This is a genomic window from Escherichia sp. MOD1-EC5990 (assembly GCF_002965285.1).
Taxonomy (GTDB): domain Bacteria; phylum Pseudomonadota; class Gammaproteobacteria; order Enterobacterales; family Enterobacteriaceae; genus Escherichia; species Escherichia coli_F.
On sequence record NZ_PTRV01000004.1, the window covers coordinates 220,288 to 233,144 of the forward strand.

At 50.2% G+C, this 12,857-nt stretch carries 8 protein-coding genes; 5 read left to right on the forward strand and 3 right to left on the reverse strand.

Translation table 11 applies throughout. The annotated features are described in order from the left end of the window. Positions 1-7 precede the first annotated feature (7 nt). On the reverse strand, positions 8-2,764 hold the full coding sequence (barA, locus tag BEB42_RS06755) for a two-component sensor histidine kinase BarA (protein ID WP_000186438.1): 2,757 nt from the start codon (positions 2,762-2,764) through the stop codon (positions 8-10). 56 nt (positions 2,765-2,820) lie between these two features. Between barA and rlmD the strand changes: the two genes are divergently transcribed. The 5 genes from rlmD (at position 2,821) to eno (ending at position 10,541) form a co-directional block, all read left to right on the forward strand. After that, positions 2,821-4,122: a 23S rRNA (uracil(1939)-C(5))-methyltransferase RlmD gene (gene rlmD, locus BEB42_RS06760; RefSeq protein ID WP_000046781.1), complete on the forward strand. Its 1,302-nt coding sequence runs from the start codon at positions 2,821-2,823 to the stop codon at positions 4,120-4,122. Between the two features lie 47 nt (positions 4,123-4,169). Continuing rightward, the gene (relA, locus tag BEB42_RS06765) at positions 4,170-6,404 is read left to right on the forward strand and encodes a GTP diphosphokinase (protein ID WP_000226809.1); all 2,235 of its coding nucleotides are present in this window, start codon (positions 4,170-4,172) and stop codon (positions 6,402-6,404) included. A 94-nt stretch (positions 6,405-6,498) separates the two neighbouring features. Next, on the forward strand, positions 6,499-7,290 hold the full coding sequence (mazG, locus tag BEB42_RS06770; protein WP_001071669.1) for a nucleoside triphosphate pyrophosphohydrolase: 792 nt from the start codon (positions 6,499-6,501) through the stop codon (positions 7,288-7,290). 227 nt (positions 7,291-7,517) lie between these two features. Further along, positions 7,518-9,155 carry a glutamine hydrolyzing CTP synthase gene (gene pyrG / locus BEB42_RS06775; protein WP_000210878.1) on the forward strand — a complete coding sequence of 546 codons (1,638 nt, stop codon included), beginning with the start codon at positions 7,518-7,520 and terminating at the stop codon, positions 9,153-9,155. 87 nt (positions 9,156-9,242) lie between these two features. Then, on the forward strand, positions 9,243-10,541 hold the full coding sequence (gene eno, locus BEB42_RS06780) for a phosphopyruvate hydratase (RefSeq protein WP_000036723.1): 1,299 nt from the start codon (positions 9,243-9,245) through the stop codon (positions 10,539-10,541). Between the two features lie 59 nt (positions 10,542-10,600). Here the strand turns inward: eno and BEB42_RS06785 are convergent, their stop codons facing one another. Together BEB42_RS06785 and BEB42_RS06790 are read right to left on the reverse strand one after the other, a co-directional pair. Next, positions 10,601-11,503 carry a TPM domain-containing protein gene (locus BEB42_RS06785; RefSeq protein ID WP_123058299.1) on the reverse strand — a complete coding sequence of 301 codons (903 nt, stop codon included), beginning with the start codon at positions 11,501-11,503 and terminating at the stop codon, positions 10,601-10,603. Beyond that, on the reverse strand, positions 11,500-12,648 hold the full coding sequence (locus BEB42_RS06790) for a TPM domain-containing protein (protein WP_001217973.1): 1,149 nt from the start codon (positions 12,646-12,648) through the stop codon (positions 11,500-11,502). Before BEB42_RS06790 ends, BEB42_RS06785 begins: the two co-directional genes overlap by 4 nt. Between the last annotated feature and the right edge of the window lie 209 nt (positions 12,649-12,857).

The following is a 12,857-nucleotide window of genomic DNA, read 5'->3' on the forward strand; positions in this document are numbered from 1 at the left end:
ACGTCCATTACCCGAGAATTTTGCTGGCTTCGCGCGCTACATTATCCATCTCGTCCAACAGTTCCAGCAGCTCCGGCTCCAAATCTTCTTCTTTAGTACCGCTACGTAGCTGTTGTTCGATCAGTTGGCAGAGATTCTTCATACGCGGCACACCGCTATAGCCGCAACTGCCATGCAGTTTATGAATCAAATCAACCAGGCCTTCCGGGTTTTCTCCAACCAGTTGTTCCTCAACTTTGTTGCGAACTTCAGGCAGGAAATCGAGTAACATTTGCAGCATATCGCGCGCTAAATCGGTTTTTCCTGCTGCCTGGCGTAGTGCCAGTTGCCAGTCGAGGGTCGCATTCGGGTTCACCACAATTTCATTGACTTCGGGGGTCACGACGCGAGAGGAAATACCGCTGCCAGGCTTGTAGCGCAACAGCAAATTATGCAATCGTTCTTCTTCAATCGGTTTCGCCAGATAATCGCTCATCCCTGCGCCAAGCAGCTTCTCTTTTTGCCCGGCCATTGCATGCGCCGTTACCGCGATAACCGGCGTTTGTTGCTGATGGGGGAGCTGGTGGATGAGTTCGCAGGCCCGAATACCGTCCATGTCCGGCATTTGAATATCCATTAAGATCAAATCGAACGGCATCTGTTTCGCCCGTTCAACCGCCTGATGCCCGCTATCGCAAAGTTCCACATGTTGCACCATATCTTCCAGTAACGCGCCGATAAGTTTCAGGTTAGCGGGGTTGTCATCAACCGCCATGACTGTCATTGCCAGCTTACTTTCATCGGTAACAGGCAAAAGCGTGTTTTGTTTGTGATGACAAAATTCCGTCAGGGCAGGGAACAGGCGCGTAGGTGTTAATGGTTTCAGCAGACACGCGCCGATACCATCTTGCTTGAGTTTTTCAGCGTTGACCTGTGCATGGCAAGGAAGTGCCAGCATCAGAAAATCGGTCATCGATACCGCTTTCGCTAATCGCTCATGTTGCATTGTTAGCGGCTCGCGGAAGGTCACCGCAATGCCTAATAACATCATGTCGTAATGCGCGGGAGGCAGCGCGGAGAACGTTGGGCTATAAACCACTTCCAGAGGCGTTTCACTTAAAATATCCAGCGTGCATTGCGCTGCTGCGGAGTTTGGTTCGACATAGGCCAGGCGCTTGCCGGCGAGGCACTGGGTGGATGGCCCTTCGATAATAATGTTCGGATTCAGATCGAGATTAATGTGGAACCAGAAAGTTGAACCGCGATTCGGCTGGCTATGGAACGAAATATCGCCGCCCATTTCATTAACCAGTTTCTGTGTGATCACCAGCCCCAGCCCGGTGCCACCATGACGGCGGGATATACTGGCATCAGCCTGTCGGAAGGCCTGGAATAAGCGCGATTGATCGCGTTCAGGAATACCAATGCCGGTATCCCGAATCTGCACTTCAATCTGCACTTTGGTATTACTCAGCGCACGTTTTTCTACCAGAATATCAATGTTGCCATTCTCGGTGAATTTAATTGCATTCCCCACCAGGTTAGTGATGATTTGCTGTAATCGCAGTGGGTCGCCAATTACGTTATCGGGCACGTCGCTCTTAATATTGAGCGTCAGTTCCAGCCCTTTATCGTGAGAAGAATGTGCCAGCAGGGTAACGACTTCATCCAGCGTGCTGCGTAGTGGGAATGGAATACTTTCCAGAATCAGCTTACCTGCTTCCAGTTTCGAGAAGTCGAGAACATCATTAATAATTGCCAGCAAATTATTTGCCGAACGTTCAATCGTATTCAGGTGATCGCGCTGCGTTGGTGTTAATTCTGTTTTCAGCGTCAGGCGGGTAAAGCCAATAACGCCATTGAGCGGAGTTCGCAGCTCGTGGGACATATTTGCCAGAAACTCAGACTTAATCCGCGCCGCTTCCTGGGCACGTTTTTTCGCCAGATCCAACTCAACGTTCTGAATTTCCATCTGCTCCAGCGTTTCACGTAGATCGGACGTCGCCTGGTCGATATTGTGCTGCATCTCTTCGTGATAAGCAGCCAGCGACATTGCCATCGAGTTGATACCGTTTTTCAGCATATCCAGCTCGCCGAGCATAAATCCTTCCACACGGCTGTCGAGTTGCCCGCGACGGATGCGGTCGACGGTATTCACCATATTGCGAATCGGACCGGTTACATCGCGCATTAAGCGCCAGCCAAAAATAAGCGCAATACCGATACAAAACAGCATCATCACGCTGGAAATAAAGATCTCTTTATACTGCTGCAAGCGAACCGATTTAAGATCCAGCTCAAGCGCAATATATCCCAACATATTTTGACTATTTTTGGCATCGCTACTGGGCGATTCGTCGGGGGAATAACTCTCTGAAATAATTGGTGTGCGTAAGATCATAATATCACCGTCACGTGTGACAGTGAGCTGGCGAGGAAACGGCACGTTGCTGCCGAGCTGCATTGATGAGGGATCAAGATGAAAATTGGAGGTGACAAAGAGTCGGTTATTTTCATCATAAACCGAAATCGCGCGAACAATATCGGAATGGCGACGATGCAGTACGCTTATTAACTGACCGATAGATTCGCGATTTTGCAGGCTCATGCCATATTCAGTAGAAACTGCAAGCGGCTCAATAATGCTGGCACCGGCATCTTCCAGTTGACGCTGCAAGTCGTTATAGCGATGCACGACGAAAAAGATACTTAGCAATAAACCAATCAGGACGGTCGGTGCCAGGATCAGAATCATCATGCGTGCGCGCAGGCTGTAGTTGGTCATGGAGTTCCGTTATGGGACAATTAAGGTCACACTGTTAAATTGAGAAAGTCTCGCCAATGGCGCAATTCTACTCTGCAAAACGACGCACGACGACGCGTCAGATCATAACTGTTTCAGTCAACGACCTCGACTCTTTTGGTCAGGGCGTGGCACGACATAACGGCAAAGCGTTATTTATTCCTGGATTATTGCCACAGGAAAACGCGGAAGTTACTGTTACTGAAGATAAAAAACAGTACGCCCGCGCTAAAGTCGTGCGCCGGTTAAGCGATAGCCCGGAACGCGAAACGCCACGCTGCCCTCATTTTGGCGTATGCGGTGGCTGTCAGCAACAACACGCCAGCGAGGATTTACAGCAGCGAAGCAAAAGTGCGGCACTCGCCCGATTAATGAAACACGAAGTCTCTGAAGTGATCGCCGATGTTCCCTGGGGCTATCGCCGTCGCGCACGTTTAAGTTTGAACTACTTACCGAAAACACAGCAACTTCAGATGGGGTTTCGCAAAGCGGGCTCCAGTGACATTGTCGACGTTAAACAATGCCCCATTTTAGTGCCCCAACTTGAAGCATTGCTGCCCAAAGTCAGGGCATGCCTGGGCAGCTTACAAGCTATGCGCCATCTTGGTCATGTTGAACTGGTACAGGCAACCAGCGGCACGCTGATGATTTTGCGCCATACCGCACCGCTAAGTTCGGCAGATCGCGAAAAACTGGAACGCTTTTCGCATTCTGAAGGCCTGGATCTGTATCTCGCCCCCGATAGTGAGATACTCGAAACCGTCTCTGGTGAGATGCCCTGGTATGACTCAAACGGGTTGCGCTTAACTTTTAGCCCGCGCGATTTTATTCAGGTCAATGCGGGTGTGAACCAAAAAATGGTAGCGCGTGCGTTGGAATGGCTGGATGTACAACCTGAAGATCGCGTACTGGATCTGTTCTGCGGTATGGGCAACTTTACACTGCCATTGGCGACACAAGCTGCCAGTGTGGTGGGTGTAGAAGGCGTTCCGGCGCTGGTTGAAAAAGGCCAGCAGAATGCGCGTCTTAATAGCTTACACAATGTGACGTTTTATCACGAAAATCTTGAAGAAGATGTCACAAAGCAGCCGTGGGCGAAAAACGGCTTCGATAAAGTGTTGCTGGACCCGGCGCGAGCAGGTGCCGCAGGTGTTATGCAGCAAATTATAAAACTGGAACCTATTCGTATAGTTTATGTATCCTGTAATCCTGCAACGCTGGCTCGGGATAGCGAAGCGTTATTAAAAGCAGGATATACCATTGCGCGACTGGCGATGCTGGATATGTTCCCACACACGGGACATCTGGAATCGATGGTACTTTTCTCGCGCGTTAAATAGTTACGATTTGCCGATTTCGGCAGGTCTGGTCCCTAAAGGAGAGGACGATGGTTGCGGTAAGAAGTGCACATATAAATAAGGCTGGTGAATTTGATCCGGAAAAATGGATCGCAAGTCTGGGAATTACCAGCCAGAAGTCGTGTGAGTGCTTAGCCGAAACCTGGGCGTATTGTCTGCAGCAGACGCAGGGGCATCCGGATGCCAGTCTGTTATTGTGGCGTGGTGTTGAGATGGTGGAGATCCTCTCGACATTAAGTATGGACATTGACACGCTGCGGGCGGCGCTGCTGTTCCCTCTGGCGGATGCCAACGTAGTTAGCGAAGATGTGCTGCGTGAGAGCGTCGGTAAGTCGGTCGTTAACCTTATTCACGGCGTGCGTGATATGGCGGCGATCCGCCAGCTGAAAGCGACGCATACCGATTCTGTTTCCTCCGAACAGGTCGATAACGTTCGCCGGATGTTATTGGCGATGGTCGATGATTTCCGCTGCGTGGTCATCAAACTGGCAGAGCGTATTGCTCATCTGCGCGAAGTAAAAGACGCGCCGGAAGATGAACGCGTACTGGCGGCAAAAGAGTGCACCAATATCTACGCGCCGTTGGCGAACCGTCTTGGGATTGGGCAACTGAAATGGGAGCTGGAAGATTACTGCTTCCGTTATCTCCACCCGACCGAATACAAACGCATCGCAAAACTGCTGCATGAACGCCGTCTCGACCGCGAACACTATATCGAAGAGTTTGTCGGTCATCTGCGCGCTGAGATGAAAGCTGAAGGCGTTAAAGCTGAAGTGTATGGTCGTCCGAAACACATCTACAGTATCTGGCGCAAAATGCAGAAAAAGAACCTCGCCTTCGATGAGCTGTTTGATGTGCGTGCGGTACGTATTGTCGCCGAGCGTTTACAGGATTGTTATGCCGCACTGGGGATAGTGCACACTCACTATCGCCACCTGCCGGATGAGTTTGACGATTACGTTGCTAACCCGAAACCAAACGGTTATCAGTCTATTCATACCGTGGTTCTGGGGCCGGGTGGCAAAACCGTTGAGATCCAAATCCGCACCAAACAGATGCATGAAGATGCAGAGTTGGGTGTTGCTGCGCACTGGAAATATAAAGAAGGCGCGGCAGCTGGCGGCGCACGTTCGGGACATGAAGACCGAATTGCCTGGCTGCGTAAACTGATTGCGTGGCAGGAAGAGATGGCTGATTCCGGCGAAATGCTCGACGAAGTACGCAGCCAGGTCTTTGACGACCGGGTGTATGTCTTTACGCCGAAAGGTGATGTCGTTGATTTGCCTGCGGGATCAACGCCGCTGGACTTCGCTTACCACATCCACAGTGATGTCGGACACCGCTGCATCGGGGCAAAAATAGGCGGGCGCATTGTGCCGTTCACCTACCAGTTGCAGATGGGCGACCAGATTGAAATTATCACCCAGAAACAGCCGAACCCCAGCCGTGACTGGTTAAACCCAAACCTCGGTTACGTCACAACCAGCCGTGGGCGTTCGAAAATTCACGCCTGGTTCCGTAAACAGGATCGTGACAAAAATATTCTGGCAGGGCGGCAAATCCTTGACGACGAGCTGGAACATCTGGGGATCAGCCTGAAAGAAGCAGAAAAACATCTGCTGCCGCGTTACAACTTCAATGATGTCGACGAGTTGTTAGCAGCGATTGGTGGCGGGGATATCCGTCTCAATCAGATGGTGAACTTCCTGCAATCGCAATTTAATAAGCCGAGTGCCGAAGAGCAGGATGCCGCCGCGCTGAAGCAACTTCAGCAAAAAAGCTATACGCCGCAAAACCGCAGTAAAGATAACGGTCGTGTGGTGGTAGAAGGTGTCGGCAACCTGATGCACCACATCGCGCGTTGCTGCCAGCCGATTCCTGGAGATGAGATTGTCGGCTTCATTACCCAGGGGCGCGGTATTTCAGTACACCGCGCCGATTGCGAACAACTGGCGGAACTGCGCTCCCATGCGCCGGAACGCATTGTTGACGCTGTATGGGGCGAGAGTTACTCCGCCGGATATTCGCTGGTGGTTCGTGTTCTGGCTAATGATCGTAGTGGGTTGTTACGTGATATCACGACCATTCTCGCCAACGAGAAGGTGAACGTGCTTGGCGTTGCCAGCCGTAGCGACACCAAACAGCAACTGGCAACCATCGACATGACTATTGAGATTTACAACCTGCAAGTGCTGGGCCGCGTGCTGGGTAAACTCAACCAGGTGCCGGATGTTATCGACGCACGTCGGTTGCATGGGAATTAATCTGCATAGCTGGATATGGCATCAGCTGTATCCAGCGGTATCTTTTACTCGAAGGTATTACACCTGACAGACCCGCAATTTTCAGGACATTCTAATGAATCAAATCGATCGTTTGCTCACTATTATGCAGCGTCTTCGCGACCCGGAAAATGGCTGCCCGTGGGATAAAGAGCAGACATTCGCCACCATTGCACCTTACACTCTTGAAGAAACCTACGAAGTGCTGGACGCCATCGCCCGTGAAGACTTTGACGATCTGCGCGGTGAACTCGGCGATCTGTTGTTCCAGGTGGTGTTTTACGCGCAAATGGCTCAGGAAGAGGGGCGCTTTGATTTTAATGATATCTGCGCCGCGATTAGCGATAAGCTAGAACGTCGCCATCCACATGTTTTTGCAGGCAGTTCTGCCGAAAACAGTAATGAAGTGCTTGCCCGTTGGGAGCAAATCAAAACCGAAGAGCGCGCGCAGAAAGCGCAGCATTCGGCGCTGGACGATATTCCTCGTAGTTTACCGGCTTTAATGCGTGCGCAAAAAATCCAGAAACGTTGCGCCAACGTTGGCTTTGACTGGACGACACTCGGCCCGGTAGTCGATAAGGTCTACGAAGAGATCGACGAGGTGATGTACGAGGCGCGGCAGGCTGTTGTCGACCAGGCTAAACTGGAGGAGGAAATGGGTGACCTGCTGTTTGCCACGGTCAATCTGGCTCGCCATTTAGGGACAAAAGCGGAAATCGCATTGCAAAAAGCGAACGAAAAATTCGAGCGTCGTTTTCGCGAAGTGGAGCGTATTGTTGCCGCGCGTGGACTGGAAATGACAGGTGTTGACCTCGAAACAATGGAAGAAGTCTGGCAACAGGTAAAACGGCAGGAAATTGATCTCTAAGGGAATTACGCGGTCAAGCGCGATTTGTGTCATTTTTTAAATGACAAGCGCTTGATTTGCGTCAAAAACATTTACCCCAAAGGGGCTATTTTCTCACTCCTGATTTCAATGGTGCGCTGGCGAAGAGGAGGGATAATGAAAGTTTGTGGCACAGGTCATGTTCGGGTATACTGCTTTCCCGTCCTGGTTATTCCATCGTCTTTTCAACCTAACTTCTCAGGTTCAGCATGACAACGAACTATATTTTTGTGACCGGCGGGGTCGTATCCTCTCTGGGTAAAGGCATTGCCGCAGCCTCCCTCGCAGCCATTCTTGAAGCCCGTGGCCTCAATGTGACCATCATGAAACTGGATCCGTACATCAACGTCGATCCAGGTACTATGAGCCCAATCCAACACGGGGAAGTGTTCGTTACTGAAGACGGCGCTGAAACCGACCTGGACCTGGGGCACTACGAGCGTTTCATTCGTACCAAAATGAGCCGCCGCAACAACTTCACCACGGGTCGTATCTACTCTGACGTTCTGCGCAAAGAACGCCGCGGCGACTACCTCGGCGCAACCGTACAGGTTATTCCGCACATCACTAACGCTATCAAAGAGCGCGTGCTGGAAGGCGGCGAAGGTCATGACGTGGTACTGGTTGAAATCGGCGGTACTGTAGGTGATATCGAATCCCTGCCGTTCCTTGAAGCGATTCGCCAGATGGCTGTTGAAATTGGCCGTGAGCACACCCTGTTTATGCACCTGACGCTGGTGCCGTACATGGCAGCGTCTGGTGAAGTCAAAACCAAACCGACTCAGCACTCTGTAAAAGAACTGCTCTCCATCGGTATCCAGCCTGACATCCTGATTTGTCGTTCAGATCGCGCTGTTCCGGCGAACGAACGTGCGAAGATTGCATTGTTCTGTAATGTTCCGGAAAAAGCGGTTATTTCTCTGAAAGACGTCGATTCCATCTATAAAATTCCGGGCCTGTTGAAATCTCAGGGGCTGGACGATTATATTTGTAAACGATTCAGCTTAAACTGCCCGGAAGCAAATCTGTCCGAATGGGAACAGGTTATCTTCGAAGAAGCGAATCCGGTAAGTGAAGTTACCATCGGTATGGTCGGTAAGTACATTGAACTGCCGGATGCATACAAATCCGTGATCGAAGCACTGAAACACGGTGGGCTGAAGAATCGTGTCAGCGTCAACATCAAACTGATCGATTCACAAGATGTTGAAACGCGCGGTGTTGAAATCCTTAAAGGTCTTGACGCAATCCTCGTACCTGGCGGTTTCGGCTATCGTGGCGTAGAAGGCATGATTACGACCGCGCGTTTTGCGCGTGAGAACAATATTCCTTATCTGGGCATTTGCCTGGGTATGCAGGTGGCGTTAATTGATTACGCTCGCCATGTTGCCAACATGGAGAACGCCAACTCTACGGAATTTGTGCCAGACTGTAAGTACCCGGTTGTGGCGCTGATTACCGAGTGGCGCGATGAAAACGGCAACGTTGAAGTTCGTAGCGAGAAGAGCGATCTCGGCGGTACCATGCGTCTCGGCGCACAGCAGTGCCAGTTGGTTGACGATAGCCTGGTTCGCCAGCTGTACAATGCGCCGACAATTGTTGAGCGTCATCGTCACCGTTACGAAGTCAACAACATGCTGTTGAAACAGATTGAAGATGCAGGTCTGCGCGTTGCGGGCCGTTCCGGGGATGATCAGTTGGTCGAGATCATCGAAGTTCCGAATCACCCGTGGTTCGTGGCTTGTCAGTTCCATCCGGAGTTTACTTCTACTCCACGTGATGGCCACCCGCTGTTTGCAGGCTTTGTGAAAGCCGCCAGTGAGTTCCAGAAACGTCAGGCGAAGTAAGTAAAAAAGTTAGAACGGCAACGCGTACCCAGGGTACGCGTTGTTTGTCTGGAGTTTCAGTTTAACTAGTGACTTGAGGAAAACCTAATGTCCAAAATCGTAAAAATCATCGGTCGTGAAATCATCGACTCCCGTGGTAACCCGACTGTTGAAGCCGAAGTACATCTGGAGGGTGGTTTCGTCGGTATGGCAGCTGCTCCGTCAGGTGCTTCTACTGGTTCCCGTGAAGCTCTGGAACTGCGCGATGGTGACAAATCCCGTTTCCTGGGCAAAGGCGTAACTAAAGCTGTTGCTGCAGTTAACGGCCCGATCGCTCAGGCGCTGATTGGCAAAGATGCCAAAGATCAGGCTGGCATTGACAAGATCATGATCGACCTGGACGGCACCGAAAACAAATCCAAATTCGGCGCGAACGCAATCCTGGCTGTATCTCTGGCTAACGCCAAAGCTGCTGCTGCCGCTAAAGGCATGCCGCTGTACGAGCACATCGCTGAACTGAACGGTACTCCGGGCAAATACTCCATGCCGGTTCCGATGATGAACATCATCAACGGTGGTGAGCACGCTGACAACAACGTTGATATCCAGGAATTCATGATTCAGCCGGTTGGCGCGAAAACTGTGAAAGAAGCCATCCGCATGGGTTCTGAAGTTTTCCATCACCTGGCAAAAGTTCTGAAAGCGAAAGGCATGAACACTGCTGTTGGTGACGAAGGTGGCTATGCGCCGAACCTGGGTTCCAACGCTGAAGCTCTGGCTGTTATCGCTGAAGCTGTTAAAGCTGCTGGTTATGAACTGGGCAAAGACATCACTCTGGCGATGGACTGCGCAGCTTCTGAATTCTACAAAGACGGTAAATACGTTCTGGCTGGCGAAGGCAACAAAGCGTTCACCTCTGAAGAATTCACTCACTTCCTGGAAGAACTGACCAAACAGTACCCGATCGTTTCTATCGAAGACGGTCTGGACGAATCTGACTGGGACGGTTTCGCATACCAGACCAAAGTTCTGGGCGACAAAATCCAGCTGGTTGGTGACGACCTGTTCGTAACCAACACCAAGATCCTGAAAGAAGGTATCGAAAAAGGCATCGCTAACTCCATCCTGATCAAATTCAACCAGATCGGTTCTCTGACCGAAACTCTGGCTGCAATCAAGATGGCGAAAGACGCTGGCTACACTGCAGTAATCTCTCACCGTTCCGGTGAAACTGAAGATGCTACCATCGCTGACCTGGCTGTTGGTACTGCTGCAGGCCAGATCAAAACGGGTTCTATGAGCCGTTCTGACCGTGTTGCTAAATACAACCAGCTGATTCGTATCGAAGAAGCTCTGGGCGAAAAAGCACCGTACAACGGTCGTAAAGAGATCAAAGGCCAGGCATAAGTCTGACTTTATCTTATTTAAAAATGCCAGCCTTCGGGCTGGCATTTTTTATGGTTGAGTTACCAGCGACCAGAAGCACCGCCACCGCCAGAAGAACCGCCACCTCCGCTAAATCCGCCGCCACTTGAGCCGCCACCGGAAGAGGATGAAGAAGAACCTTTTCTTGAAGCTCTTTCTTTACCGAGCGTCTTGTATTTGGCCCGTAGCTTTTTATTAACGATAAGCCAAAAGATAACCAGTGGTACGATCGCAAAAGGCGTTAACATACCGCAGGCAACGATTAAATTCGTCCATGGTCCTGGCTCGGCAACATAGAGGAATACCATCCCGTAAATTGCGGCAGTGAGAGTTATCCAGGGTAAATTCGACGGATCGGTAAAAACAATAAAATATGAAAGCACTGCCAGCAATATAATTACAGCAAGCGAAAATGGGATAGGGGGATTGATACTGTAATAATTCCCCCTGCCTTCCGGTAATTCACCATTCATCAGAAGTGCGCCGATATTTTCGCTTGCCAGTGTTAACCCCCCCATCAGGTCATCACTTTTGAAAGCAGGGATTAATATATCACGGATAATCTTTGCCGCTTGCAGGTCGGTAACCACCCCTTCCAGCCCATAGCCGACTTCTATACGAACAGCATGATCTTCCCAGGCAACCAGAAGTAAAATGCCATCGTTTCGCTGCTTATCTCCCAGTTTCCAGCTATCAAAAACGCGTGTTGCATATTGTTCAATGGTATCGTCTCCGGTGGATGGCACTATTAATACGGCAACCTGTGCCCGTGTTTTTTGTGTAATATCCTGCAGCTGTTGTGTCAGTGATTGTTGTTCAGACATGCTTAAGGTACCAGTAATATCGGTCACCTGTTGGCGCAGCTCCGGCACAGCAATTTGCTGGGCAAGCACAGGAAGGCACCATAAAGTGAGTAGAAAAAGGATTATACGCATAACGATCACCAACGGTCGGATGAACCGCCACCGCCAGAAGAACCGCCGCCACCGCGGAAAGAGTTTTTCGACGAAGAACGAGAATGAGCATTACGATTCCCCGTTTTCTTGTTGCTTTTATGCCCTGATCCCAGTTTAAGATTGCCAGTAAATTTGGCCACAATGATCAGCAGAACGATGCCAGCAATGGTTATTGGGCCGATAAAATGATCAATTAGCCCAATAATTGTTGAGATGAACGCAATATCTTTATTACTGGCGAATACCAGGCACCATCCCACAACAATTATCAGCAGCACGACAAACAATGAATTTCGTCCTGATTCACGAACCTGCGGAGCCTTCTTTTGTTTTTTCACTTTAGCGTTTTTATTTTGGGGGGCCAGCATCATAGGAAATGCGCGGCATATATTAAAAACTACCGCGAGACGCTGCCAGCAGATTGCTGCGAAAAATAAACTAAAACAAACGACCGATACCCGTCGAATGATGACATCGTTCTGAAAGCAGAAAAACCAGACCATAGGGGTAATCATCGATATCATCCATATGCCAGGCCCTGGATGGGTGGTAAATCGCCAGAGGACAACGATGGCAACGATCATCAGCAGTGTCCAGGCAAGACATGGCAGAGAGCGTTGCGGATTAGCAAACAGATGATTGGCTAAAGCATCCAAAGGGCTAAGATTCGCTTTTATATAGGTAAACTGTGCGATGCCTTCAATTCCCTGCGTTAACCCGGAGAAGAGATTATTTTTTTTGAATTCCGGTTGCATATGGTAATGAACAATTTGCGCAGCTTGTTCCGGTGGCAGCATCTCTTCCAGTCCATGCCCAATCTTCATTGACGCCAGCCCTTCCGGCCAAACGACGAGAATTAAGATACCTTCGCCGTACCGCTTCTCTCCAACAGGTTTCCAGTGATATAACCCGTAGCTTTGCGAGGCTGCAAGTTTAATGTCTTTACCCCCAGTGGTCGGCGTTACCAACACGGCAACCTGAAAGTGGTTTTGCTGCTCGAGAGTCTGTAATTGTTGAGTTAAAGCAGTTTGTTCTTCTGTCGTTAATGTCCCGGTTAAGTCAGTTACTGAAGGCAATTGTTCAGCGAATGCCTGGAAACCACATAGCATCAGAAGTAAGAGAAAAATACGCATTTCAATTCCTTTTGTTACCAGCGCCCGGAGGCGCCACCGCCGCCAGATGAACCGCCGCCGCCGCTGAAATTATCATTGTCAAAAGAGGATGAAGAGGAAGATGACGACGATGATGAAGAACGCCTGGAGGCCGAGTTACTTCTTTCGTAATGTGACGGTCGGTTGGCACTGCGCATCGAATCCCGAACCTTTTTGCCGAAGGGGGTAAA

What these genes read in the sequence shown, in the direction of transcription:
- rlmD (WP_000046781.1), top strand. Translation starts at nt 2,821, where the DNA reads ATGGCGCAATTCTACTCTGCAAAACGACGCACGACGACGCGTCAGATC.
- BEB42_RS06790 (WP_001217973.1), bottom strand. Translation starts at nt 12,648, where the DNA reads ATGCGTATTTTTCTCTTACTTCTGATGCTATGTGGTTTCCAGGCATTC.
- mazG (WP_001071669.1), top strand. Translation starts at nt 6,499, where the DNA reads ATGAATCAAATCGATCGTTTGCTCACTATTATGCAGCGTCTTCGCGAC.
- pyrG (WP_000210878.1), top strand. Translation starts at nt 7,518, where the DNA reads ATGACAACGAACTATATTTTTGTGACCGGCGGGGTCGTATCCTCTCTG.
- relA (WP_000226809.1), top strand. Translation starts at nt 4,170, where the DNA reads ATGGTTGCGGTAAGAAGTGCACATATAAATAAGGCTGGTGAATTTGAT.
- barA (WP_000186438.1), bottom strand. Translation starts at nt 2,764, where the DNA reads ATGACCAACTACAGCCTGCGCGCACGCATGATGATTCTGATCCTGGCA.
- eno (WP_000036723.1), top strand. Translation starts at nt 9,243, where the DNA reads ATGTCCAAAATCGTAAAAATCATCGGTCGTGAAATCATCGACTCCCGT.